At 50.4% G+C, this 22,791-nt stretch carries 30 protein-coding genes; 23 read left to right on the top strand and 7 right to left on the bottom strand.

Features of this window, described 5'->3' with window-relative positions; all coding sequences use genetic code 11:
* Positions 1-4: 4 nt before the first annotated feature.
* The 3 genes from AB5Y94_RS02765 to AB5Y94_RS02755 all read right to left on the bottom strand — a co-directional run bounded on the left by AB5Y94_RS02765 (position 5) and on the right by AB5Y94_RS02755 (position 1,389).
* Positions 5-292 carry a type VI secretion system PAAR protein gene (locus AB5Y94_RS02765; RefSeq protein ID WP_368204747.1) on the bottom strand — a complete coding sequence of 96 codons (288 nt, stop codon included), beginning with the start codon at positions 290-292 and terminating at the stop codon, positions 5-7.
* Between the two features lie 208 nt (positions 293-500).
* Positions 501-1,019 (bottom strand): type VI secretion system effector Hcp1, encoded by a 519-nt coding sequence (hcp1, locus tag AB5Y94_RS02760; RefSeq protein WP_368204746.1) that lies wholly within the window; start codon positions 1,017-1,019, stop codon positions 501-503.
* Positions 1,020-1,275: 256 nt separating this feature from the next.
* Positions 1,276-1,389, bottom strand: coding sequence for a hypothetical protein (locus AB5Y94_RS02755; RefSeq protein WP_368204744.1), 114 nt, complete (start codon positions 1,387-1,389; stop codon positions 1,276-1,278).
* Between the two features lie 186 nt (positions 1,390-1,575).
* On the opposite strand from AB5Y94_RS02755, the gene AB5Y94_RS02750 reads away from it, so the two are divergent.
* The 3 genes from AB5Y94_RS02750 to AB5Y94_RS02740 all read left to right on the top strand — a co-directional run bounded on the left by AB5Y94_RS02750 (position 1,576) and on the right by AB5Y94_RS02740 (position 5,363).
* A complete protein-coding gene (locus AB5Y94_RS02750; RefSeq protein WP_368204743.1) occupies positions 1,576-2,589 on the top strand; it encodes a substrate-binding domain-containing protein in 1,014 nt (337 codons plus the stop codon).
* 118 nt (positions 2,590-2,707) lie between these two features.
* Positions 2,708-4,180: a Na+/H+ antiporter NhaC gene (gene nhaC / locus AB5Y94_RS02745; RefSeq protein WP_368204741.1), complete on the top strand. Its 1,473-nt coding sequence runs from the start codon at positions 2,708-2,710 to the stop codon at positions 4,178-4,180.
* Positions 4,173-5,363: a MalY/PatB family protein gene (locus AB5Y94_RS02740; RefSeq protein ID WP_368204739.1), complete on the top strand. Its 1,191-nt coding sequence runs from the start codon at positions 4,173-4,175 to the stop codon at positions 5,361-5,363. The genes nhaC and AB5Y94_RS02740 overlap by 8 nt, the downstream gene beginning before the upstream one ends.
* A gap of 112 nt (positions 5,364-5,475) precedes the next feature.
* Here AB5Y94_RS02740 and AB5Y94_RS02735 read toward each other — a convergent pair whose 3' ends face one another.
* From AB5Y94_RS02735 to AB5Y94_RS02720, 4 genes are all read right to left on the bottom strand, one after another.
* Positions 5,476-5,877, bottom strand: coding sequence for an H-NS family nucleoid-associated regulatory protein (locus AB5Y94_RS02735; protein ID WP_368204737.1), 402 nt, complete (start codon positions 5,875-5,877; stop codon positions 5,476-5,478).
* Between the two features lie 595 nt (positions 5,878-6,472).
* Positions 6,473-7,111 carry an inovirus Gp2 family protein gene (locus AB5Y94_RS02730; protein WP_368204736.1) on the bottom strand — a complete coding sequence of 213 codons (639 nt, stop codon included), beginning with the start codon at positions 7,109-7,111 and terminating at the stop codon, positions 6,473-6,475.
* A 609-nt stretch (positions 7,112-7,720) separates the two neighbouring features.
* Positions 7,721-9,271 carry a YfjI family protein gene (locus AB5Y94_RS02725; RefSeq protein ID WP_368204734.1) on the bottom strand — a complete coding sequence of 517 codons (1,551 nt, stop codon included), beginning with the start codon at positions 9,269-9,271 and terminating at the stop codon, positions 7,721-7,723.
* A gap of 138 nt (positions 9,272-9,409) precedes the next feature.
* On the bottom strand, positions 9,410-9,802 hold the full coding sequence (locus tag AB5Y94_RS02720) for a helix-turn-helix transcriptional regulator (RefSeq protein ID WP_368204732.1): 393 nt from the start codon (positions 9,800-9,802) through the stop codon (positions 9,410-9,412).
* Positions 9,803-10,156: 354 nt separating this feature from the next.
* On the opposite strand from AB5Y94_RS02720, the gene AB5Y94_RS02715 reads away from it, so the two are divergent.
* The 20 genes from AB5Y94_RS02715 (at position 10,157) to AB5Y94_RS02620 (ending at position 22,666) form a co-directional block, all read left to right on the top strand.
* Positions 10,157-13,006: a hypothetical protein gene (locus AB5Y94_RS02715; protein WP_368204730.1), complete on the top strand. Its 2,850-nt coding sequence runs from the start codon at positions 10,157-10,159 to the stop codon at positions 13,004-13,006.
* 748 nt (positions 13,007-13,754) lie between these two features.
* Positions 13,755-14,315: a recombinase family protein gene (locus AB5Y94_RS02710; protein WP_368204728.1), complete on the top strand. Its 561-nt coding sequence runs from the start codon at positions 13,755-13,757 to the stop codon at positions 14,313-14,315.
* 90 nt (positions 14,316-14,405) lie between these two features.
* Complete coding sequence (locus AB5Y94_RS02705) at positions 14,406-15,008, top strand: hypothetical protein (RefSeq protein WP_368204726.1); 603 nt, start codon at positions 14,406-14,408, stop codon at positions 15,006-15,008.
* A gap of 79 nt (positions 15,009-15,087) precedes the next feature.
* Positions 15,088-15,528, top strand: coding sequence for an IrmA family protein (locus tag AB5Y94_RS02700; RefSeq protein ID WP_368204724.1), 441 nt, complete (start codon positions 15,088-15,090; stop codon positions 15,526-15,528).
* Between the two features lie 88 nt (positions 15,529-15,616).
* Positions 15,617-16,195 (top strand): lecithin retinol acyltransferase family protein, encoded by a 579-nt coding sequence (locus AB5Y94_RS02695; protein ID WP_368204721.1) that lies wholly within the window; start codon positions 15,617-15,619, stop codon positions 16,193-16,195.
* Positions 16,196-16,214: 19 nt separating this feature from the next.
* A complete protein-coding gene (locus tag AB5Y94_RS02690) occupies positions 16,215-16,598 on the top strand; it encodes a DUF2787 family protein (protein WP_368204719.1) in 384 nt (127 codons plus the stop codon).
* A gap of 148 nt (positions 16,599-16,746) precedes the next feature.
* Positions 16,747-16,941, top strand: coding sequence for a hypothetical protein (locus tag AB5Y94_RS02685; RefSeq protein WP_368204717.1), 195 nt, complete (start codon positions 16,747-16,749; stop codon positions 16,939-16,941).
* A gap of 88 nt (positions 16,942-17,029) precedes the next feature.
* Positions 17,030-17,527: a JAB domain-containing protein gene (locus tag AB5Y94_RS02680; protein WP_368204714.1), complete on the top strand. Its 498-nt coding sequence runs from the start codon at positions 17,030-17,032 to the stop codon at positions 17,525-17,527.
* On the top strand, positions 17,524-17,715 hold the full coding sequence (locus AB5Y94_RS02675; protein ID WP_368204712.1) for a hypothetical protein: 192 nt from the start codon (positions 17,524-17,526) through the stop codon (positions 17,713-17,715). Before AB5Y94_RS02680 ends, AB5Y94_RS02675 begins: the two co-directional genes overlap by 4 nt.
* A gap of 24 nt (positions 17,716-17,739) precedes the next feature.
* The gene (locus AB5Y94_RS02670) at positions 17,740-17,994 is read left to right on the top strand and encodes a hypothetical protein (RefSeq protein ID WP_346209899.1); all 255 of its coding nucleotides are present in this window, start codon (positions 17,740-17,742) and stop codon (positions 17,992-17,994) included.
* A gap of 178 nt (positions 17,995-18,172) precedes the next feature.
* Entirely contained in the window at positions 18,173-18,679 is a 507-nt protein-coding gene (locus tag AB5Y94_RS02665) for a hypothetical protein (protein WP_368204710.1), read from the top strand.
* Positions 18,679-18,894 (top strand): hypothetical protein, encoded by a 216-nt coding sequence (locus AB5Y94_RS02660; protein ID WP_368204708.1) that lies wholly within the window; start codon positions 18,679-18,681, stop codon positions 18,892-18,894. The genes AB5Y94_RS02665 and AB5Y94_RS02660 overlap by 1 nt, the downstream gene beginning before the upstream one ends.
* Positions 18,891-19,253, top strand: coding sequence for a hypothetical protein (locus AB5Y94_RS02655; RefSeq protein WP_368204706.1), 363 nt, complete (start codon positions 18,891-18,893; stop codon positions 19,251-19,253). Before AB5Y94_RS02660 ends, AB5Y94_RS02655 begins: the two co-directional genes overlap by 4 nt.
* A gap of 20 nt (positions 19,254-19,273) precedes the next feature.
* Positions 19,274-19,537, top strand: coding sequence for a hypothetical protein (locus AB5Y94_RS02650; RefSeq protein WP_368204703.1), 264 nt, complete (start codon positions 19,274-19,276; stop codon positions 19,535-19,537).
* A gap of 82 nt (positions 19,538-19,619) precedes the next feature.
* A complete protein-coding gene (locus AB5Y94_RS02645) occupies positions 19,620-20,162 on the top strand; it encodes a hypothetical protein (RefSeq protein ID WP_368204701.1) in 543 nt (180 codons plus the stop codon).
* A 1-nt stretch (position 20,163) separates the two neighbouring features.
* Positions 20,164-20,376 carry a hypothetical protein gene (locus AB5Y94_RS02640; RefSeq protein ID WP_368204700.1) on the top strand — a complete coding sequence of 71 codons (213 nt, stop codon included), beginning with the start codon at positions 20,164-20,166 and terminating at the stop codon, positions 20,374-20,376.
* Between the two features lie 199 nt (positions 20,377-20,575).
* The gene (locus AB5Y94_RS02635; RefSeq protein ID WP_368204698.1) at positions 20,576-21,466 is read left to right on the top strand and encodes a DNA cytosine methyltransferase; all 891 of its coding nucleotides are present in this window, start codon (positions 20,576-20,578) and stop codon (positions 21,464-21,466) included.
* 56 nt (positions 21,467-21,522) lie between these two features.
* A complete protein-coding gene (locus tag AB5Y94_RS02630) occupies positions 21,523-21,816 on the top strand; it encodes a hypothetical protein (RefSeq protein WP_368204697.1) in 294 nt (97 codons plus the stop codon).
* 125 nt (positions 21,817-21,941) lie between these two features.
* Entirely contained in the window at positions 21,942-22,256 is a 315-nt protein-coding gene (locus AB5Y94_RS02625) for a hypothetical protein (protein ID WP_368204695.1), read from the top strand.
* Between the two features lie 2 nt (positions 22,257-22,258).
* Entirely contained in the window at positions 22,259-22,666 is a 408-nt protein-coding gene (locus tag AB5Y94_RS02620; protein WP_368204694.1) for a type IV toxin-antitoxin system YeeU family antitoxin, read from the top strand.
* Positions 22,667-22,791: the final 125 nt, after the last annotated feature.

Below are 22,791 nucleotides of genomic sequence, written 5' to 3'. Positions count from 1 at the left end.
TTCCTTATCCTGCCTGTCCACTGCCCGAACCAATGACCACGCCACCACAATCCACCGCTGTACCGGTGACAGCGATGGACTTGCCGTTCACCAATACCGAGCCCACACCTCCAGCAATGCTGCGTGGATGAGGCGGGTTGTTGGGTTTGTCGTGCGGCGCGAGCGGGTCACCCTGACGAGCCACGGGTTTGCCATCGAGGAATACATCAGGGCTGGCGGCTATCACCGGGGTCGGCAGGAAGCCATCGTGGTCGGTGCCAATGTCACCGAGCAATGCAATGGAGGGACACATAACGTAAAACCTCTTGTGTGCTTTGCCATCCCCCCGCACTCGCTACCACGGTAATCCCCATTACATCAGCAGCCAGACAGGGGGATGGCAAAACATAAAAGCTCCGGCAGCCAAAGACTGACCGGAGAAACACGGGATAAAGGCCGGAGCACACCGGCCACAAGATACGAAACGTAATACAAGGAATAGCGAAATCAGAAAGTGAGGCTTACGCCTCGATAGGGGCGCGCCAGTCGTCAGAACCAGAGGTACCGGCAACGGTGTGCTCCCAGTCAATCTTGCGGTAAGCAAGGGAGACCTGGATAAGCTGGGTGAAATCAGATTTCGCTGGGTCTTGGCAGTGCGGCATCTGGCAGTCGATGTCAACGATGGTGGCATCGGTCAGCACGGTAGAGAAGAAGTGCTCCTGCTTGCCCTCTACGGAGGTGCGGTACCACTTCAGGGTCACTTTCGGCAGCATTTCGCCGGACGCCAGGGAGTTGTACATCAACGGCACAGCTTTGTTCAGCGCGACGGTGAACTTGAACGGCTTGTGGACACGCTGACCAGCAGGCTGACCGGATTGCGGGTCAGTCGGCACGGTCACGACGTGCTGGAACTCTTGTACCAGCATCTCGTCTTCGTGGCCCTGCACGAAGATGTTGCCGACGGAATCGGAGGTGAAGGCACCAGAGGTGATGTTGCCCTGAGTTTTACCTTCGATGCTGATATAACATGGAGTTGGCATGGGTATGCTCCTTGATAGATTGGTTAAATGAGATAGCACTGAACCAACCTCAAGCAGTGACCATGCCACTTTATTGAGTCGTTAATTATCAATAACTTACAAACACCCACCACGACACTGCCCCAACCAGCAGCAAGATGTTGTACTAGGCAGAGCATCACGCCAGCAAGAATGCTATTGTTAGCGTTAAACCCTGCTCATTGCGCAATTAATTGCGTCAGCCAGAACTATTGATCACCCTTATCAACATTTCCCACTAACGCCGTATCGATATTGAGCCGCACCAGCCCCTGCTGAGCGCCCAGGATATCGCCTGGCTTTTACTGCTCGCCCCCAGTTTCTCGACTACCCGATTGAGGTGAAAGGTCACGGTCCGTGGGCCCACTACCTTTGCTATATCACTGGGCTACTTAGCTGCTCGATATCTGCCACCAAAGTGCCCAGTCTTGCCAAACGACTCACAGATCAGCCCCTGCAAAGGGGGACGAGATAGATTGCAGCAGAAGATACCGCTATAAGAAAGGCCCTTGCTATCCAACGAAGTAAAGACCGTGACATGGCTACGATTAAACAGGTTGCCACGCTAGCAGGCGTATCTACCGCGACCGTTTCCAGGGTGATCAATGGCACTGCGTATGTTGAACCCGTCACCCGTGAGCGGGTGGAAAACGCCATGCGCACCCTCAACTACCGACGGGACATGACAGCTGTGGCCCTGGCCAAACGCAGTGGCAACCTGCTGGGTTTGTTGACCGGCAATCTGGCGGATCCCTTCTTTGGCAGGCTTGCGCGTGGCGTGGAATCCGTCACCCGCCAACAAGGTTTCCGTTTGATGGTATGCAGCGGATCCCACCAGAGTGAACAGGAGCAGCATGGTCTCGACTTTCTGATCAATCAGGGTTGTGAAGCCATTGTCGCGCATACCACCCGCCTGCCTGATGATGTATTGCTGCGCTACGCCGCGCACATGCCTGCGCTCATTCCCATCAATCGTTATCTGCCCGAGTTGGCTCACCGCAGTGTCTGGCTTGATAACCGGTCAGGCGCTAGAGCTGCCGTTGATCACCTGGTGGCCCATGGTCACCAGCATATCGCCTGCATCACGTGTGACCTGCCAATTGCCGATAGGCAGCTGCGACTAGAGGGATACCTGCAGGGGATGGAATATCACCACCTTCCAATCAAACCGCACTGGATTATCAGCCAACCTTTCACGGAACTTGGGGGGGAGCAAGCCGCTGCACAGCTGCTTGCACAGAGTCCAGAAGTCACTGCGGTACTGACTTTCAATGATGTGATGGCGGCAGGCATGATGGCCCACCTGCGTCAATGCGCAAGAGAGCTGCCTCAAGCGCTCTCCATCGTCGGGTTTGACGACATCCTGCTAGCTCGCTATCTCTATCCTCCGCTGACAACACTCCACTACCCCATCGAAACCATGGCGCGTCGGGCAACCGAACTGGCAATCTCCCGCTTACAACAACTTGAACAGCGGCCAGAACTCCAGGAGTTCACACCCACACTGGTGGTGCGTAGCTCGGTCCATTCCTTGGTCAAGCGGGAACATTGAGATGTAAGTCACGTTTAATGACGCCATGTAAGCGGTTACATGAGAGGTGCTCCTGGCTCACATTTCTTGATATGGAGACCGGCACAATAAGGCATCTTCAAGCGATGGATTCATGACAATGAAAAACAACATAAAAACACTCACTCTGGGCATGGCCACCCTGCCCATTCTGGTGATGTTGACGCTACTGGTCGTGGGGTACGCCCTGATAGGGCTCAGGATTGAGCCACTGTTGCTGCTGTCCGCCGTGTTTACCGCACTGTTGGCCCTTTGGCAGGGCTACAGCTGGGATGAGATTATGCATTCCATCGTCCAGAAGCTGGCCAAGGCGATGCCGGTCATATTGATCTTGGTCTGCGTGGGGGGGCTAATAGGTAGCTGGATGTTCAGCGGAACCATCCCCTACATGGTTTATTGGGGACTAAAACTCATCAGCCCGCAGTACATATTGATTGCCGCCTTCTTCATTACCAGCTTGGTCTCTGTCTGCACCGGCACGTCCTGGGGCTCAGCGGGTACCGTTGGTGTGGCGTTGATGGGCGTGGCACATGGCCTGGATATCTCTCTGGCTGCTTCAGCTGGCGCAGTGGTCTCCGGTGCCTATTTTGGTGACAAGATCTCTCCGCTCTCCGACTCCACCAACTTTGCCGCCATCGTGGCGGATACGACCCTGTACGCCCACATCCAGCATCTGCTCTGGACGACGTTGCCCAGCTTCCTGCTGGCTGCCGGAGTCTTCTTTGCGGCAGGTCTGTCCACGATGGGTGAACAAGTTGCAACGCCCGAAAAGGTCGTCACCATACTGACCAGCCTAGAGGGGCTCTACCACTTCAGCCCGTTACTGCTACTTCCACCGGTTATCGTACTGTGGGGAGCCGTTGCCAAGAAACCAACCATCCCGTTGATGCTGCTGGCCAGTACCATCGCCATTGTATTGGGGATGGTCATGCAAGATCTGCCATTACAGGCTGGCTTCAATGCGCTCATTGATGGCTTCAACCTGACCATGTTCACGACCCAAGGACACGATGTCAGCAGCCTCATCGCCGACATTCCCCGCTTGCTCAACCGGGGTGGCATGTTTTCCATGATGAGCACCATACTGCTGGTGTTCTGTGCCTTTTCCTTCGCCGGGGTACTGACCTTGACCGGCGCACTCAATCTCATCATCAACCGGTTGCTGCAACTGATCCACTCTACCGGGCAGCTCATCGCCTCCACCATCGCGACCACACTGCTGGTCACCGGTGCGACCAGTGATGGCAAATTGGCCCTGTTGATCCCCGGTGAATTGTTTCAGGATGCCTACTGCCGTATGGGGTTGGATACCAAAAACCTGTCTCGCACTATCGAAGATGCAGGCACCGTCATTGAGCCATTGATCCCGTGGACGGCAGCGGGGGTCTACATGGCAGGCACACTCGGCGTCAGTACGTTGGATTACCTACCTTGGGCTATCCAGTGCTATTCGGCACTCTTCTTTGCACTTTTCTACGGCTTCACTGGCATTGGTATTGCCCGTAACACCGGGCTGGCCGATTCGCCAGAAACCGTCCTCCAGCCCACAGTTGAAGGCCGCCATCATGCATAACGCCCACTTTGATCTCGTCATCGATCGCCGTAACACCAACTCCATCAAATGGGATTGCATGAACCAGTATCTGGGGCTCGACGGTACAGACCTGTTGCCCATGTGGGTGTCTGACGTTGATTTCTCTTGCCCGGACGTAGTGAAAGCCGCTCTGCAGCGTCGGGTTGAGCATGGCGTATTCGGCTACAGCGAGCGTCGTGACGACTACTTTGAGGCGGTACAACAGTGGTTTGCCCGTCGCCACCGGGTCACGATTAAACGAGAGTGGATCCAGTCTATCGAAGGGGTCATTCCAGGTATCTCTCTGCTGCTGCAGATGCTCACTCGCCCCGGTGACGGCGTGGTAATACAAGGTCCCTGTTATGGCTCCTTTGCCAAAATCATCGGCTTGAATGAGCGTCGCTTGCTCGACAACCCGCTACGTCGTGAAGGAACACGCTACGAGATGGATTTGCGCCATCTCGAGCAGTTGTTCATCCGAGAGCAGCCGGCCGTCATGATCCTCTGCAACCCACACAATCCAACTGGTAGAGCCTGGGAGCAAGCGGAACTTCATGCCCTTGCAGTCCTCTGCCAGCAGCACAAGGTTACCCTCATCTCCGATGAGATATGGGCGGATTTGCAGCTAAATGGTCATCAACACTGTTCAGTGCTCACGTTGCCTGACCATCTGCTATCGCATCTGGTCGTGGCGACATCAGCCAGCAAGAGCTTTGGTCTCTCCTCACTGCGGATCTCCAACTTCATCTTGCCTGACGCAAATTTACGCCAACGCTTCAAACAAAGGCTTGATGCGCATGGCCTGGACGTATTTAACGCCCTCTCCATGGAAGCAGCCACGGCGGCATACCGAGAAGGAGAGGTCTGGCTAGATGAGTTACTCGTCTATCTCAGTGACAACCGCCGCTGGTTCGCAGCTCAGCTGGCACATCGCATCCCGACGCTGACGCTGATGGACGCCGACGCAACCTACCTGGCCTGGATTGATTGCAGTGCATTGGGTTTGAGCGACGATGAGCTGAAGTGCCATATGATCGAACACGCCAGCATAGTGCCCTCTATGGGAATTGGCTTCGGGGAGGCGGGCAGTGGTTTTATCCGACTAAATCTGGGTTGTCCGCGTCAATACCTGGAACAGGCGATCAGCGGTCTGGCACACCTCATGATAGAGCATGCGGTTTGAGCGGGTCATATTGAGCAATACCGACACGGGCACATAGATACCGCCGAGTGTCTTAGTCTCTCACCTGTTCAATAGGAAAGGCCATGCCGATAAATGGCATGGCCTCGTTCGCTCAGATGAGGAACTCATCCAATTGGCGGCCTTGCTCGAGCTGCTCAGCCAGGAACTTGGGCGTACGGCCCTGACCGGTCCAGGTTTTCTCTACGCCATTTTCAACGTAACGGTATTTCGGGGGACGAGGTGCTCGTTTAGCTTTAGCCGCAGTCACTGCTGCCGGGGCACTGCCAACCAACTCAGTCGGGTCGATACCTGCTTGAGCCAACATCGCTTGGAACTCAGCCAGCTTTTGCTGACGTTCAGCATTGGCAGCTTGTTCTTTTTCTGCCAGCTCCAATCGCTCCAGATAAATCAGCTCGATTTTCTCATGAGCTTCTTTGACTTGCTCTAGGGACAGCTCACGCAGTGCTGCTCGCAGACTGCGCACATTTAACAATACTTTAAGAAATTCACTCATGATTAAAATCTCTCTCGATAAGGGGATACCTGTCAGGTGCTATAAATAGCCGTAATACAGGGAGTGTACATGTTTAACCAGAACGAACGGATGAACGGATGAACGATGGTGGCTCGTAGCGTTCGCAATGATAAAAAACTAGAATAAAGATTACATTATTTCTCCTATTTAAAGCAACTGCTGTCTGTGATTTGTATCACCATCGATAAAACAGGATTTAGCAATATCTTTGATATTAAAATTGAGAGAGAGCTACCTTCACATAGCTACTCTCGTTATACAGCCATTGGCTATGCCTATTAAAGCGCTTGTAATGCCCACATAGTGCATTATGACAATGATTACTTTCAAGGTATCAACTTGCCCTTTGACGCGTGTATAGGGGCTCTGGTGAACGCTAGCAGCCTTTCCGAAGCAATACACAACCTAGACAGTGTTTCTTTAAATTCTGCGATGTTCGGTTATTGCATCTTAGCTATAACACTGTTGAATGGATTTCCCATTTAGACATACACAATGTCTGCTGATGTCCCATGACCTGGGATCGATAAATCCTCTTATAGCAGTTTCATTTCATCAGCACTCAACATGCTCGTTAACGCCCTAACGAGTGGACTTGGCTAGTACCGAAGTTTCGATAGTCATCACTTATCTTGTCCTCCTGTTTGCTCAGATACGCAATGCGAAATAGAAATCCTAAATAGTCGCATTTTCTTAAGATTGCATCATCCCTCGTAAACCAGCAGCTGTAATTTTCAGGGAACTCGACTAAGTGTGCGTAATCAGGGTAAGGCAGCGCTAATGCACTACACCAAGCCTTCTGGAGCCTGACTCCCATGTTGTCAGCATCATAACTCTGATAATTGCCTAAAAAGGCATATACGTCTTTGTTAAAGAGCAGTACGACGTGGTAATGACTGTGGGAAGAGGTATCCCGTTCCCGGCACCAGATATAGGCTGGCAGCTCAGGTTCACCTCGCCGGTTATTGCGTATGTGGTCCGCTCGGAGTTGTTCTTTGAGTGACTCAAAAAAACGGGTAATCGCTCTTGGATCTGAACGTTGCAGACAGAGCAGCGTATCAAGATCGTCAGGTGGGCTTTCGATAGCAAAGCGCAGGTCTATACGTAATGCATAGACACGTGGATATCGAATAAGCATATCGTAAATAACATCCAGGCTACGCACTAAGCAGCGACGATCAATGGAACCATAATTGGCTTCGCTTAGTTTCATCAACTTAGATAGCTCTGATAAATTCAATTTAATGTTATTCAACACGTTCATTACTCCAATATGGCTAGTACTCCCTGAGCTCTTGGCTCAGGGTAGTTGCTAGATTTATATTACTCACTAAGTCAGGTACTGTTAACACCAGTCCCTAGTAGTCTGGGATATCGTTAGGCTACGACTCTAGAGGGCATATGCGTTTCATGGCTCTCAGGACATACACGCACTATCGATTGATATGCTAATGGCATCGCCATACATCACGCATTAATAACTGATATACTCTCAATGGGTGTACGCCACCCATTGCCTGACACTGTTGATGAGTACATGCTTGTATCAACAGGCATGTACTGTACCAGGTATGTATAAACTTGGTATCTATACAGCATGTGTGCAGTGTATTAGTTGGTGTATATACTGAATATGTTAGATGTGTATATACTGCATGTATATATTACCTATACCGGACATTTAAAGCTGATATATAATGCCATGCAATTAACGCAAGCCTTGCTATATAAGGTCTTGTAAAATAAGGACCAGCTGAATAACCTACAAAACAAGCCTTAAATTAAGTCATTTTAGTTAACACTTACAAACCCTACCAATTAGTTATTTCCAAAGCATTGGGTCTTTTGTTTTTCTGTCCTCTGACTCCTGATAAGAGACAAATTCAAACTCTGAATACAACCCTCCTGAAAATGAAGCTACTCTTGAACTTTCAAATTCCTTTCGCTCTTTAGCTTGTGTGTACTCAACCATCATCTTCCCTTCCTTTTTATAGCTCCTAACCCTGCCATCGAACTCCAGCTGCCTAAGCGCCCCATCACGGGACTTAGCATTTCTCAACGGATTAGGGCCCCGTTGCAATATGTCGTTTTTCTCGATTGAAACGAAGTTGTTTTGATATACATGTTTATAAAACCACTCATCTAATAATTTCGCATCACTCTTCACTCCGGCTTTATCACACGAACTCATTAACTGTATAAAATGGTCAAAATACCAATTGGCGATTTTATACCCAGCTTTGATTGAATCAAGAGAGATTTCAGTATCACAACCGTTTACAAAGACCTCAATCACTGCTGCCAACCTAACCGCCTGTTCGTGAAACTTTGATGCATAGTCACGGTATGCTTCCAGTTGCTCCCCAGCAGCGAGATGTTCTTCAAACGTCATGCACATGTTATTCCAATGCTCTAGCGCCTCCTTTGATAGCTTAATTGTAGTATGCGGCTGACTGTTTTTACGTCGTTCTATTCCTTGCTTCAGTAAGGTAGCGACACGTTCATGGAACCACTTCAAGTCTTCCTCACCCTGCTGAGACTCACTTGTTTGCAGACGCTTTCCCTGCGTTGATTCACACGTAGCAATTAAGCACCTGGCAAGAAAACCACTATCACGTACCGCTTCCCCATTTTTAGTTAAAAAGCGTTCAAAGGCCTTTGGCTGGACCATTAGCGTGAGTCCAAGACGAGCACCATTAATGTTAATTCCTGGACCTACACCTTTCTCTTGAACAATACGCCCACCTGACCACAAACTGTTCAGTACCGACGTCTCATTTAGAAAGTCCATTGTAAGAAGACGACCGGCTTCATCATTCATGATAGAAAATGACATATTCCCCATGCCTAGCTGCTGCTTGATTGCTGCTGTCGTGACATCATTCAGTATCAAATTAATATATGGTGGTGCTGTCGGCTTGCTATCCTGAAGCTTTCTGATCGTCGCTTCCACATGCTCAGTACTGCCCCCTTCCTTAATCGCATCCCTAAACATTTTATCTGCTACCGACTCTTTTAAACGCCACACTTTCATATCGGCATTGAATTTTTCAAACTTCTCTTCATACTCCTTACTCAACATTACTTGAATATCATGAACTGGTGATATCAATAGATTGAACACAAAGGATTTGCGCTCACCCGAACCGGCGATAACAATAAAATACAGTGTTACTTGAAACTTTAACCTCTCATTTACTTGGACTTCAATCAAATCTTGACATGCCAAGTCCATAACACTCAACATCAACGGTATAATGAGGCTGTCGGGAGCTTGACTTACATTCATTACGTATTTAAGGGCTCGTTGTAAACATACAGGCCAGATGTCTCTGGGAAATTCGCCGGGTGGCACGATGTTAACTTTTTTCATTAATCACCTCCTCATTTATACCATCAGTAACTTTGCATGAGTAATATCAGAATCAGTTAGGATGACGATAGCTCATAGCTTGACTACCATTTATTAATGGCCATTTATATATTTCAGTATGGATTTATATTGAGCATATTACGACAAAGAGTGAAGCCACTCTTCAATATCTGCTAACAGCCATCCTATTGAGGCACCTCCCAAACGCAGTGGCATAGGGAATCGCTTGTCATACCACCGGCTGCGTGGATTTATTTTGTTATAGATAGTAGAGCGACTAAGACCAAGAAGCACCACTAAGTCCTTCATGCGAATAATTTGAATAGGATAAGGCATTTTTGACGCTGGCTTAGTTAACGCTGCATTATACCGAGTGTGATGATACTGAGCCTGTACAGCGTCATCGTTCATAAAACTTAGTTTCTTCGAATGTTCCATGCTCACCTCCACATCTATTTTGCTTGTCAGTGAACCAATCATTTCATGCATCGATCGATTATCTGTAGCGATATAAAAAATATTGCTAACCATGCCTAACGCTGTTTAATACCCTGTTTTGATGTCAAAAATGACATGCAGGCCACGCCCCATCAATCAGGATTGAAATTTAATTTTTATTTTTCATGCAGTTAGATAGTTGCACTCAATTCATCCCAGCATGGCAGGGAACTTGAATATTTATCTTGACGAAATTAAAAAAATAAAAACAACTTCGCCTTGATTGGAAAAAACAAATAATAATCAATAGCTTACTGATAAAGTTCATGCGGAGATATTCATCGTTAGTTTGGATCCCTCTACTCTATCTATTCCGGATGATTGGTTCGCAGGCCAGAGTCATTTGCTTTACAGTATCGACTTGCACAATTGAAGGAGAGCGCAACCATGGCATCACGACATCCAAATGCCACGACAACCACCGAACAGCGCAAGTTAATACAAAACTCCCCACTGACGGTCTCTGAGCTGGCGAACACGTTGGGTGTATCCGAAAGAACGGTAAGACGCTGGAAGGCCAGGAAAACGACGGAGGATGCCTCTCACACTCCACATCGTCTTCCCAATACGCTTACAGAAGAGCAGCAGTGGTTTCTGATTGCGGTGCACAAAATGCTTCGTCTGACGCTTGATGATCTCTTGTGTGTCGCGAGAACCTTCGTCCTGTCTACAACGTCTCGCTCCGCTCTGTACCGCAGCTTAGCGCGTGATGGGGAAACCAACATCACGGACCCGTTATCTCAATACATCCGAGCAAAGGTCAAACCACGACGTCAGCTCAACAAGCCTGGCATTGTTGAGATAAGGATCAGGCGTCTGCCCGATATGCCGGAGAACACTGCGCATCATTACGTGCTGGTCGCACAAGATTGCGCATCGCGCTGGGCTTATATCGAGATACAAGAACACACAAAAGCCGTTAACGTGATAGCGTTCTTGAAGAACGTGAAGGCGCATTTTCCGTTTCAGATCCGGGTGCTGCTTATCGAGCAACACCTTCGTATGTTTGATAAATATCCTTTGCCAAAGGAAGCCCATCTCACCCGTGCCCCGACTGAAATCTGCAATGCGTTAGCACTACCACATCTTGAATTGATGCGAATCAGTAATGAGCTGTGTACAGATAGTGATAAGCTCTTTCGAAATAGCTCCTTATTAACAAATAAAGCTACATCAGTAACGTTGTTGCACAATTTTAAAATGCAGTTAGATCGCTTTACGTATTGGTATAATCATCGTATACCTCAACGCGCTATAAAGAATCTTACACCTTATTCATGTCTACAAGCTCATTATAAAACTGCCCCTAAGCTATTCATTAGAGAGCCATTGCAACCTTTTGTACAGACGCATTTTTTAAAGATCTTTATATATGATGTTTTTTACGCATTGAAACTAATCAATGAGCATTCGAATCCAGAGGGTATAAAGCAGACCAGAAAGGGACATTTTAAAAACACTAATGACTTTAAGGCACACCAGGATATGTTTGGCACTTACATGCCTTTGCTTATCGATCTAATGAGTGGCACAACCAGCGGTTTTACGCCCTTTCGTTATAGTGTACTGGAACATCTATATTTAGAAGTTTCATCTATCCCAATCATCACATTGAAATCCGAAGAAGAAGTAAAGGATTGCTATGTCAAACATGTATTAATACCAATAATCGCCATTATCATTCACAAAGAAAGCATAATTGAACGTGCTGAGTCGTTTTTTTATCACATTCACAAAATGCTTGAATCGAATTTTGATAATGAAACACTCAGTGCCGATAATTTGCATGTCAGGATAAAGCTTTACTTAAGACAATACATTCAGTATTTGGATTTAAATGAAAATGATATTGCCAAGAAAATTGCAAGAAACATCAAGAATATCGGCCCTGGCAGAATGCAAACTGCTGATACCATTCTTGGCATGTTTGAATTTAGGAAGAGATATGAAAATGACAGAGCTAAAATCATAGCGAATGCGCTGCCTATCAATGAGAAGAAATGCGCAGAGTTAACGAAATTGCTAAAGCTAAACACGGCATATCTCGCGATGTCACTTTTGTCTAGACTGGAAAGCCAATCAGCTCATTTAGAAACACTTGTTCACTGTTATCATAAGCTGTTATCTAAGGATGAACAAATGCTTTGCCTGCAATATCATCTACAAAATCTTTTCTTCCTGCCAAATTTGACGGGGGACCTTGGTATTAATAAAATAAACAGGCTTGGTGACAATTACTTAAAGCGCCAGTTTGCGCCACTGGTTAATCTTCTTCATACACCGGTCAGACATGAGTTGTCGGTAGACACTATACAGGAAAATGAACAATTAATAAATCAGCTAAAAGACCTCGTCTCCAACCCGCATAAATCTCATTTGAATATCTATGACCGAGCCATTTTTAAGCCTATCACGGATATAGATAAGCAAGATGGCGCTTATCGGACTGTTTTCATTCCCTATGCCTATCTTATCAGCATTATTAACTGCATTCAGGATGGGAAATTAGATGATGCTTACAAATTAGCTGACGATGCGCCATATGGTGCATGTGAACAATTTAGTTTTCTTGCCTATGCCTTTTCGATGCTTTACGTTGGATTGCATTTTCGCTTAAATAAAGGAAAGCTAAGTAACAGTAAGTTGACTATCTTGTCTCATTACATCATAGCAGGGCAGGGCCTTATTACCACATGCCAAAAAAGCCCGATTGCGATAAGTCAACTCATAAACAGCACACTCACTAATGAGTCGCACAATAACTTAACATCTTCCCCGAACAATATCTCAATCATGCGTGCCATTTATGCCTACAATCAGCTAACATTAAAATTGACCTGTACCTCCAAGAAAGGTTATGGGGCCGACCCCATACCACAAGCAATATACGGTATGTTAGACAGGTTATACCATGTTAGCGCTACGTTGACGGCTGAATTAAACAATATATCGCCAAATGCTTCACCAGAACAACACACAGAAATATTCATGAACCGTACAACGCTGACAGAAGATGACCTTCATGGTGATCTTATTCCCTTCCTAAAAGATTCATCCTTCATTAACTGCATGTCAGAAAATTTGTTTTTAATTGAGCATCTATGCGGACCTTCGATGGGGCTTAATGACGTCTTGGCTATTTCCCAATTCGCATCTCAACAACAAAATATGGCACGCTTGTATGACCACCTGCGCTCTAAGGCTCGGGACAGCTTCCTAGGTGTCACCGTAAACTGACCTTATAGTGGCCTACCGTCCCCGTGATACATTGCTATTTTTGCTATTTGTAGCGAAAATAGCAGTGTCTTAAGACCAAAAAAAGCCCTGCCATCTATTGACCATTTCTTCATTCTATGAGTGTGGGGGGAGGTATTAAGTTGCTGTTCCTTGCTCATAGCTGGCTCTAAATTTTCACGCGCTTTTGATCCTAAATAGTTGGTGTTTCTCCCCCCTCCTATTATAAAAAATTTAAGATATATGTTATCTCCATGAACTTAACCAAGGAACTGCTCTATCAGTCCCATTTTTATTGGAGATATTTCATGACTCATTTCATTGACTCCGTGGCCTATATCGGCCAACCACCCAGGTATAGCCTCGGTAATTATCCCCCTCCTAACGCCGTTTTTCTATATGTGGTTGCAGGCAGCCGGTGGCTTTGAACTGGAGGCAGCTGGGTTGCTCAACGGCGGACGAAAATTATAGGTACTGGCCCTACCAACCAAGACCCGATATTCCAAGGCGGGGATAAGGTGAAGTCCTATATTCTGTTGTGATAGAACGCTCTGCGCCCCAGTGCAGCTCAATCAGACAACCGGTTTATTATTTAAACCACTGGTATGATTCAATAGATCAAGCCCTAGTGACACTCACGAAATCGGCACTCATTTCATCTATTTCCCTCCATTTTCTGGTCATTAAGGTCTCTTCGAGACTTTTGACCATGGGGGTCAGTGTACCTTGCCCTATTGACCGGGAGGAGACCATGGCACTGGTAGGTTACGCACGTGTTAGTACGGGAGGTCAGAGCCTTGAAGTCCAGCTTCGAGCACTGGCTGAATGCAATAAAGTTTTCCAGGAGAAGGTTAGCGGTGCCAGTGATGATAGGCCACAGCTTGCTCTCCTCTTGGATTATGTGAAGGAGGGAGACGTGGTGATGGTTACCAAGCTGGATCGTCTGGCTCGTAATACTCGTCACCTATTGGAAATATCAGAATTTCTACAACATAAGCAAGTTGCATTACGGATATTGAATCTGGGGATAGATACCTCAACACCTACTGGCAAGTTAATGCTAACCATGATCGGTGCTATCGCAACATTCGAACGAGAGTTGATGTTGGAGCGGCAAGCTGAAGGAATTGAGTTAGCCAAGCGACGAGGTGTTTATAAAGGCCGTAAGCCTACCGCAATGGCAAAAGGTAATGAAGTTCTGGCATTGGTTGCCAAAGGACTATCCAGAACTGAAATTGCAAAACGTACGGGAATAAGTATTTCCAGTGTACAACGCATCCTCAGAAATCAAACTAACCGGGCACGAGTTTAGCCAAGAACAATGCAAGAATAACAGTAAGCGATAAGCCAAACATCGATAGTACATCTTCCGACAATGGGGAGATATAAAATGGAGATTGATATGAACAGTATACTCAAAGCAATGATGATATCGAGTGGACTTATATTCACCACGATATCTGCTCACGCGGCTGAAATCACAGGAACGTATGATACTTGGGCGACTATGAAATCGCAGGGCTGGCACTCATCTGATGATTTTGATGACAACAAGATGCATAACGCCCTCAAATGGAGTGGCGAGGTCATAAATAAATATCCATGGACCAAATATGCCTTCCTGAGAAAAATGTCTGGAAGTCCTTTGTTTTTAGCTGACAAGAACAAAAAAACACTTACCTATCTTTCTTATAAGCCACGCAGTGGTGACTACTCTGATATCAGCATCATATATCAAGGTGAAGATGAAGGAAAAGGTTGCTACGTCTCCATTGTCGACACCGGGAAGGCGCTTGAATTTGAGCAGTCGCGTTACTCTATGCTCTCAGATGAACCACAGCAGTCGGTCCGCACCAAAATACTAATGGTGTTACCAGAGCGTTGTATCGATAAACAACAGCTCAGTTCAATCAAAGCCAAACAGCGCCAAGAAGAACGAGAACTTCAGCAATGGGTTGGCAAACAAAGTCTGAAAGAGCTCTGTCAGAAAACCGGTAACTGTTAATTAAACGTGTTGAAACTAACACCCAACTTAAAAGGTGGCTTAGCTGAACATGAATAAAATTCGAAAGGTGCGAAGTGGCATGAAAAAATGCTTTGCGGTATTTCTCGTGAGTAGTTTGTGTTGGAGTACAACCTGTTTTGCCACGGCCCAACGCTACCTCGCTATCCAGCACACTGACACCGTTTACGCAAACCAAGGCGTCTGTGCGTATCACTTCTCTTTAGATAGTGGTGGTGCAGACGAGTTTGGACATTTGTATATCACGCTGCAATTTAATGACAAGAAGGGCAAAGCGCTGGCCGAATCAACGTTGGAGGTTGAACCCTTCGGCGGGAGCTCCGCTACTCGTTATGGTGGCGGTTTTACGGAGGTTGATTGCGGACAGGTTGAGCAAGCCAAGTCCATCGCCATTATTCAGGCGACCGAAGTCTTTGCACATAACCAGGTTACCCGGCTCCCAATCTCCACCTTCACACCCGAGTTTCATCAACCACTGAAGATCACCGTAGGCGGCAAGTAGCCCGCTCAGAAAAAAATAAAGCCCAAGGGCGTCACCATCACGGTGACGCCCTTTTTCATTTCCAACCCTTGATGAGGAACATCACCCCATGACACGACATTTCATTATCGGCGATCACTTGGTAACACCGCAGTCTGAAGGCCAGCATCATGGCATCTTTGTTGGCCATGACCAGGTCATTCACTGCCTGCCATCGCCTGCCGGGGAGCACTCAGGCCAACTGGCGCTGACCTCCTTGGCTCAATTCAGTCAGCACAACACCATTGAGGTGAAACCCCATGCTCAACGCCTTTTCAGCCGAGAGGAAAGCCTGACGCGGGCCTATGCACGGCTCAGCGAAGGTGAACAAGGCCAGCCATTGGCCAGTAGCGAGCAATTTGTTACCTGGTGCATTGAAGGGGTTCAGCATCCCCCCAAGCTGCTGCAGACCGCTGTAGCAACGGTGGTGGCAGCCGAAGTGGCTCGCCATACGCTGGGCAAGGCGGCCACCAGTGCAACCGCAGGGCTTGCTGCCAGTACGCTAGCCACGACTGCTGGCGGTAGTGGTGCCGCTGCGACGGTAGTGTCGATCACCGGTATTGCTTCAGCCCCGCTGTTAGCGCCTCTTGCAGTAGGCGCCGTTGCTGCCTATAGCGTCAGCAAACTCTGGGATTGGCTCAAAGACTGAATCTGTACGAGGAGACATCATGACAATTCCTTTTCACCGGGATGGCGTTAGCCTGTTTGTGACAGAGCCACTGCTGGTACTACTCAATCAGGAAGCCGTGAAATATGACTTCGACCTTGAACAACTCACTCGGCTTACCTTCAGCTTTCGCAACCCTGACTATCAACCTCAAAGTGGTGGGGTCCATCCGGTCGAGATCCAGCTGATACGTGGTCTTGATGGTTGGCTATTCGACTACGTCACTGATTTTAGCTACCAAGGCTTGGGACAAGATACCGAGCTCTGCAAAGAACTCGACTTCAACTTCCTGGATAACGAGCACTACCTGCAAGGCTGGGGACCGCTCCCCATGGCGGATGCCCAAGAGTTATTCAACATGTGGCAGAACAGTTTTCTTGCCTAAGCCCAGCTGGGCTTTTTTACCGTCACCGTCAGTGGTGACTGAGGAGGCATGATGCCCAAACAACCGATAGCCGTTGAGTTGGAGGCCATCAATCGAGAGGGAGAGACACAGGTGGTGCGTGACAGTGGCCTGACAGTTCAGGGCTACAGTGTCTACCTGCGCTAGTGGGCTGGCGCTGGCCACCTGGGTAGCTGACTACGACACCATCGGACCCGCCTACCAACTGGCAGAGCGCTTGAGCCTTGCACTGGCCATCCCTCTCACCGTGCTGGTCCCCGAATCGCTGATGCCGGTGAAACATGGACCCACAGCCAAAGCAGGCCCCATCACGACGGCCAGCTGAACTACCCTCACAATGAACCAACAACCTCTCTGCATTTAGCCCCAGTATGCCTCGCGCTGCCGGGGTCTTTCTTTTTAAGGAGACCACCATGCATTACCACAAACTCAAAGCCGGGGAATGCCCCGGCACTTATGTCGTTACGGAACCGGTGACCGAGCAAGACCTGCTGCGTATCGCCAACCAGATTGCCCGCAAGCGTCTGGCCAAAGGCACTGCCATCACCAGTACCACAGAGGCCGCCGAGCGGCTGCAAACCTTGCTACAGGACCGGGAGCACGAAGTGTTTGGTGCTCTGTTCCTCGACTCCCAGCATCGTGTACTGGCTTTTGAGGAGCTGTTTCGTGGCACCCTGGACAGCGCCAGTATCTACCGACGGGAAGTGGTCAAGCGGGCCTTACTACTCAACTGTGGGGCCATCATCGCGGTGCACAATCACCCCAGCGGCGACCCTGAACCCAGCCACTGTGACCGGGTCTTTACCCAGGCCCTCAAAGAGGCATTGGCGCTGGTGGATGTGCGGTTGCTTGACCATCTGGTGGTCGGTGCCGAGGGCGTAGTCTCGCTGGCTGAACGAAACCTGCTATGAACCAGACCCCAGGCAAATCACACCTCACCGCCCTCGATATCCTCATCGAGTTGCGCTGCTGGCTGGCAGACAAAGTCGAGATGCAGGCAGCGCCCGCCATCGTGGCGCACCTGCCTAACGGCTACCTGCTCACCCAGGCTGACTGCATCGAGGCCATTGATGCGCTGTTGCATCAGTTGCGGCACTAATCAGGCCAAGAAGAGACAAGCACCATGCGATTACCTAACCCCTATTCCCTGGAGGAAACTCTGGGCAAACTGCGCGATGGCCTGACAATCGCCAGCAACGAGGATGCGCTGACGTTGCTGGAAAAGGCCGTCACCAAGGCGCGTGATGACGAGCTTTATGACAAGCAGCTTGAAGAGGCTTTGCTGCTGGGCTCCACCGTCGAAATACGCGAGTGTCTCAACTGCTTTGGCGACAACTTCGAGCGCTTACCTGCATCACGATGCCGTCAACGGCATTGATTGTGCGCTCTACGCCATCCTGTTCGATGCAGCTCACCCCGACACTGAGCAGGCGTATGAATAACGCCAACATCCCCAAACCCGGATCATCAGCGTCAGCCCCATGATCCGGATACTCCGACATCACCCACAGGGCCACCTCACTGAAGGTGGCCCTGTTCATTTCAAGGAGTCCCTCATGTCTGCTTTCATGATTGACCGCCAGGATTACCTGGCCTTTGCCATGCAGTTACACCGCTTCTGCAATGCCCCGATGCCACCACACTACACCCTTGAGTGGTTGCGAACCATCTGGTGGAACCCTCCAGCGGATGTCACCAGCACCTGGACGTGGCGGGTAAACCGGCTGGTACGGCTGATGATGCTCGCCAATCGGCGGGCGGTCTGGCATCGCTATCAGCTGGGGCGTCAACAGGACCACAAGGAACCACACCCGCGTGGCGCAACCAAACTGAGTCCGCTTAAACCTGCCCACCGTTATCACCAGGCACAACTCACCGATAGCGAGCTGGTGGTGCTCTACAAATTCAGCTGCTGCGCCCTGTACCAATCGAGCGAATGGAGCGGGAGTCCCGAGCAGGCCCCACGACTGGTGAAGGTGATTCAGCAGTTGCAGCAGGCTCTCGCACAAGACGTGCTGACCCGGTTGTCTCTGTGGGACCAAGCTCCTTGGGGAGAGATGTGATGAATCTCTCCATCACCCTGACCATAACGAGTTCACCGCCGGACAACACAGCCGTTCTGGCTCAACGCATCGCCGATGACATGGCACACCTGCACCGCCGTTTGGGGGATGGGGTCAGTGATGAACTGGGGTTCAGCATCAGTTATCTGGTCGAGCAATTTACGCTGCTGGCAGCGGCTTACCATTCACCAGCGGAAATGGAGAAATATCAATGATTGAGTTCAATGACAGCTTTAGTCAGGCCGCCGTGGCCGAAGCTATGTGCGCCCATCGGGAGCTTGCCAAGCTCATCAGCCAGCAGTTGATGCTGCCGGGCTTTGCCTATGCCCACGATGTGGAGGGAAAGCGTATTGGCGGCCCGCTGGTGGCGCCCAACCCGGCACTGCACAAGACCAAGCTCTTTGTCAGTCCACGAGATATGTGTGAGCACCTGCCACGTGAGATTAACTTCGCCCGCTTTCGCTGCGCCTGTAATGCAGCGGGTCAACCGGTCGGCGAGTGGCAGCGGGTGATTGTCGGAGCCTACGTCAACCACGGCAGTAACAACGCGCCGGATTGGAGTTGCCACACGTGACAACGCCCACGGCATCACCAATGGTTCCAGATAGTGCTATCGCCAGTCTCCGAGCTCATATCGAGGAGTTCATCGCACTGGAGCTGACCGGCAAGCTCGATGCACAACTGGCCAGTCTAGCGAGTTCCGGCGTGCTGGACTTGGATAACTGGGACGGGGCAAATCTGGTCCTGCCTCGCACCGTGACCACCGCACTACTGGAAGCCACTGCCGAGCGGGTGATTTGGCATAGCCACCGCCGCCGCTATCAGCGAGGCATCAACCGCCTCAAGCAATCGCTGTAGACCATCCCCCCTATACAGCACACCACGACCCCATGCAGCCCCTCATATCCGAGGGGCTGTTTGCATTTGAAGGAACCACACCATGCACGACCTGCGTGATTACAAGACCCTGACGCCTAAGCAGATTACAACAGCCATCAGTCAGCTCAACCACAACACTACGCCGAAGATAATGAGCCACCTCGCATTGCGGGCCAGACAGCCGCACCCGCTCGGTGATAGTCGCAGCAGAGCCCATGCCCTCAAGCTGCTGCGTCGGGTCAAGAAGGCTCACAAGGCAGGGCGAATCCAGCTCGAGCTCACGGTGACCGGCAGCCGACTCGACCGGAGTAGCCATCAGGCAGACCGCTACTATTACGACCGGACACTGCTGGCCCAGGGCTGGCAGCAATACGACACAGACCAGGACGCTTGGTACTTCGGTATCTGGATTAACCCAGAGAAGCTGGAAACCTTCACCTATGCCGAGGGCGATACCAGCCATGTGATTGCGCCGAGCGTCGAAGCGTTTCGGGCAGAGCTGGCGCGGCTCTATCAGTACCACCCGCAAGCCCCAGCATTTATCAGTATCGACCCGGAGGCAGGCGTTGTGACCCGCCATTTTGAAGCCAAGCCGGAGGTGTGAGATGGCTAAGAACATAGCCATCAAGGTACCGGGCAAGCACCCGCAGACCGGTGAGCTCACCACCTTCGAGCTCAAGGGCCAGCGTATGGATATCGACATCGGCGGCCAGGCCGTGCCCTTCCTCATTCACGGGAGGGGGATAGGAACGTCACTCACATCCCCAGTGGCTACCGCATCGCGCTGCTCGGTGGCTGGCTCACCGCTCGTTACGTAATACCTGAGAATAAGCCCAGCAGAACGGCCTGCGCCCAGATGGCCATAGACCGACTGGTAGCCCAGTACGGCTCGCTGCACCTGCTGGACCGGCTCAACTGCAAGCCTGTTATCAATCCATCGCGCTAGCCCACCCACTCGGCATATTCCCTCCCGCATCAGGGTGACTTGATGCAAGATGACTTTCATGGAGAAACAACATGTTCCACCCCACCGTTCACTCCTATTTCTCCGGCGCAGGCCTCATGGATGCAGGTCTTATCTGTGGTGGTCTGCCCATTACCCGCTCGTTCGAGCTCGATGCCCGTGCCTGCAAGGTGCAGCGTGATAACCTGGGTCATCACGTTGAGAACGTCGATATCTCCCGGCTGTGTGTCACCGGCCAAGGCGAAGCGGACGTGATTATTGGCACCTACCCCTGTACCAAATACAGCAGCATCGCTGACATCAATGGCGCGCGTACTGGGGATGACCTGTTCTTGCATTTCTTCCGACACATCGCCTTGATGCAACCCGAAGTCTATGTGGTGGAAAATGTGCCCGGTATGACCAAGTTCCCGGTGGTGATGGAGGCCATGACCCAGCTGCCAGATTACTACGTGACCACCTTCAATCCCGTACAGGCCGAGCACATGGTGCCACAGCGGCGTGACCGCCTCATCATCATCGGTAGTCGTCGTCCTTTCAGCTGGCAGGCACCCGACAAGCACAAGGTGCCCTCGCTCATGTCCCTGCTGGAGCGTGACCCTGAGATCGTCATCCCCCCATCCGTCTATGCCCGCCTCAATGGGCAGTACCGCGACAGACCCATCATCAGCGACCCCTTCAAGGGCGATATAGCCCCCACCTGTCTGGCCCACTACGCCAAAGACAAGGGCACCCGGCTGGTTATCGACCCCAAGACCCGCACACCCAGGCCATACACCGTCCGGGAATACGCACGGCTGATGGGGCTGCCTGACCACTTCGTCTTTAATGTCCCTGACTCGGATGCCTATCGCATGATTGGCAATGGCGTGGTATTTCAAAAAGGGCGCTGGGTGGCAACACAAATCGCACGGTACTTCACCACCCGCAATGCGCACTTATGACCCTCACCCCCATCCACAAGGACAAAGTATGCTAGCTCAATATCAAAGGAGGCCACATGACCGACACACAACCCACCGCCGACCCATTGGCAGGCCACCCCACCATGCTGATGCTGGATGTCGTGATGAGTTCCATCGTTGGCGACTACGATGACGCAGAGCTAGTACCTGAATGGCAATGGGTCAAACGCATGGCCTCCCACGAACATGTCGGCGTGAAGGAGGACTCTGCCTACGAGTGCATCCTGAACCTGGCAATGGCGTTCGACACTATTCCACCATCACTGCAACCCCTGCTCGCAGCAGCAAAGCAAGCCGGAGTGAGTTACATCCTGTTTTACAACGACTAGCCACTGCCCCGTTACCGCGACCCAGCAGCGGTCAACAACCACAACCACTCAGCTCCGCTCATCCACAAAAACATAAAGGGCCAGCCCTCTCAGGCTGGCCCTTTGCATCATTGAAGTCACCGAACATGACCCGTCTTATCACCGGGCTCGAGGTGCATCACTATGCCCCCGAGCTCAACAAACTACATCTGCGCAACCGGCAGATATTACCTGTTCCCGGCATAACCACCATCAAGGAGGCCAAAACCCGCCTGTTTGGCTGTTGGCAGCCTGGACATCAGGTGACCATCACAGTGAGCCATCCCGACTACGTCAATCTCTCCCGGCTCTACCTGGGGCGCCTAGCAAGCCTGACCGACCTCCCTGATCACTTGGCCAGACTACGTCAGCGCCACAACGTGCCCGACCCCCGCATCGACATTCAACTGAGGTATCGCTAATCATGACCACGCCCACCACAAACACCGCTGACCACCAACCCGAGACCCCTACCAGGATATTTGCACAGTGGGGCCTGCCCCATACCGTCACTCCGCGCTTTGGCGCTCGCCTTATCCAGGAGCATCATCGCCTGCACTTTTTGTCCGACCGTGCCTCGTTGGTGGGTGAATGGGCAGAAGAGGCAATAGATCAGCTGGAAGCTACCTTCCCGGCCATCATCAAGGAATTGGAAGGAAAGCTCCTGATAGGAGAATTGGATGCTCGCCACCAAATCCGTATTACCTTCCAGCACGGCGAACTCACCTGCGAGGCCGACACCCTCGGCAGCCATGGCTATGTGTATATAGTGGTCTATCGCAATCCCAATTCCGCCATGCCACAACCCCCAGCCCATTCCACAAAGCGATAGAGAGCGGTCAGTGGTTAAAATTTCCTCTCAAATCACATAAGGTCACGCCCCTCACCGGGCGTGACCTATCCAGGTTGATAACGCCGAGATATCAATAGTCCAAGCCTTCACCTCACAGCTATTTT

The sequence above is a fragment of the Aeromonas sp. s5 genome (genome assembly GCF_040907865.1).
GTDB classification, from domain to species: domain Bacteria; phylum Pseudomonadota; class Gammaproteobacteria; order Enterobacterales; family Aeromonadaceae; genus Aeromonas; species Aeromonas dhakensis.
The sequence above is the reverse complement of the archived record's forward strand: the minus strand, read 5'-3'. Positions and strand labels throughout refer to the sequence as shown.

What these genes read in the sequence shown, in the direction of transcription:
- AB5Y94_RS02715 (WP_368204730.1), top strand. Translation starts at nt 10,157, where the DNA reads ATGGCATCACGACATCCAAATGCCACGACAACCACCGAACAGCGCAAG.
- AB5Y94_RS02730 (WP_368204736.1), bottom strand. Translation starts at nt 7,111, where the DNA reads ATGAAACTAAGCGAAGCCAATTATGGTTCCATTGATCGTCGCTGCTTA.
- AB5Y94_RS02735 (WP_368204737.1), bottom strand. Translation starts at nt 5,877, where the DNA reads ATGAGTGAATTTCTTAAAGTATTGTTAAATGTGCGCAGTCTGCGAGCA.
- AB5Y94_RS02765 (WP_368204747.1), bottom strand. Translation starts at nt 292, where the DNA reads ATGTGTCCCTCCATTGCATTGCTCGGTGACATTGGCACCGACCACGAT.
- AB5Y94_RS02680 (WP_368204714.1), top strand. Translation starts at nt 17,030, where the DNA reads ATGCATTACCACAAACTCAAAGCCGGGGAATGCCCCGGCACTTATGTC.
- AB5Y94_RS02640 (WP_368204700.1), top strand. Translation starts at nt 20,164, where the DNA reads ATGGCTAAGAACATAGCCATCAAGGTACCGGGCAAGCACCCGCAGACC.
- hcp1 (WP_368204746.1), bottom strand. Translation starts at nt 1,019, where the DNA reads ATGCCAACTCCATGTTATATCAGCATCGAAGGTAAAACTCAGGGCAAC.
- AB5Y94_RS02700 (WP_368204724.1), top strand. Translation starts at nt 15,088, where the DNA reads ATGAAAAAATGCTTTGCGGTATTTCTCGTGAGTAGTTTGTGTTGGAGT.
- nhaC (WP_368204741.1), top strand. Translation starts at nt 2,708, where the DNA reads ATGAAAAACAACATAAAAACACTCACTCTGGGCATGGCCACCCTGCCC.
- AB5Y94_RS02690 (WP_368204719.1), top strand. Translation starts at nt 16,215, where the DNA reads ATGACAATTCCTTTTCACCGGGATGGCGTTAGCCTGTTTGTGACAGAG.
- AB5Y94_RS02670 (WP_346209899.1), top strand. Translation starts at nt 17,740, where the DNA reads ATGCGATTACCTAACCCCTATTCCCTGGAGGAAACTCTGGGCAAACTG.
- AB5Y94_RS02710 (WP_368204728.1), top strand. Translation starts at nt 13,755, where the DNA reads ATGGCACTGGTAGGTTACGCACGTGTTAGTACGGGAGGTCAGAGCCTT.
- AB5Y94_RS02695 (WP_368204721.1), top strand. Translation starts at nt 15,617, where the DNA reads ATGACACGACATTTCATTATCGGCGATCACTTGGTAACACCGCAGTCT.
- AB5Y94_RS02645 (WP_368204701.1), top strand. Translation starts at nt 19,620, where the DNA reads ATGCACGACCTGCGTGATTACAAGACCCTGACGCCTAAGCAGATTACA.
- AB5Y94_RS02630 (WP_368204697.1), top strand. Translation starts at nt 21,523, where the DNA reads ATGACCGACACACAACCCACCGCCGACCCATTGGCAGGCCACCCCACC.
- AB5Y94_RS02665 (WP_368204710.1), top strand. Translation starts at nt 18,173, where the DNA reads ATGTCTGCTTTCATGATTGACCGCCAGGATTACCTGGCCTTTGCCATG.
- AB5Y94_RS02740 (WP_368204739.1), top strand. Translation starts at nt 4,173, where the DNA reads ATGCATAACGCCCACTTTGATCTCGTCATCGATCGCCGTAACACCAAC.
- AB5Y94_RS02635 (WP_368204698.1), top strand. Translation starts at nt 20,576, where the DNA reads ATGTTCCACCCCACCGTTCACTCCTATTTCTCCGGCGCAGGCCTCATG.
- AB5Y94_RS02720 (WP_368204732.1), bottom strand. Translation starts at nt 9,802, where the DNA reads ATGGTTAGCAATATTTTTTATATCGCTACAGATAATCGATCGATGCAT.
- AB5Y94_RS02660 (WP_368204708.1), top strand. Translation starts at nt 18,679, where the DNA reads ATGAATCTCTCCATCACCCTGACCATAACGAGTTCACCGCCGGACAAC.
- AB5Y94_RS02650 (WP_368204703.1), top strand. Translation starts at nt 19,274, where the DNA reads ATGGTTCCAGATAGTGCTATCGCCAGTCTCCGAGCTCATATCGAGGAG.
- AB5Y94_RS02705 (WP_368204726.1), top strand. Translation starts at nt 14,406, where the DNA reads ATGAACAGTATACTCAAAGCAATGATGATATCGAGTGGACTTATATTC.
- AB5Y94_RS02750 (WP_368204743.1), top strand. Translation starts at nt 1,576, where the DNA reads ATGGCTACGATTAAACAGGTTGCCACGCTAGCAGGCGTATCTACCGCG.
- AB5Y94_RS02725 (WP_368204734.1), bottom strand. Translation starts at nt 9,271, where the DNA reads ATGAAAAAAGTTAACATCGTGCCACCCGGCGAATTTCCCAGAGACATC.
- AB5Y94_RS02625 (WP_368204695.1), top strand. Translation starts at nt 21,942, where the DNA reads ATGACCCGTCTTATCACCGGGCTCGAGGTGCATCACTATGCCCCCGAG.
- AB5Y94_RS02655 (WP_368204706.1), top strand. Translation starts at nt 18,891, where the DNA reads ATGATTGAGTTCAATGACAGCTTTAGTCAGGCCGCCGTGGCCGAAGCT.
- AB5Y94_RS02620 (WP_368204694.1), top strand. Translation starts at nt 22,259, where the DNA reads ATGACCACGCCCACCACAAACACCGCTGACCACCAACCCGAGACCCCT.
- AB5Y94_RS02675 (WP_368204712.1), top strand. Translation starts at nt 17,524, where the DNA reads ATGAACCAGACCCCAGGCAAATCACACCTCACCGCCCTCGATATCCTC.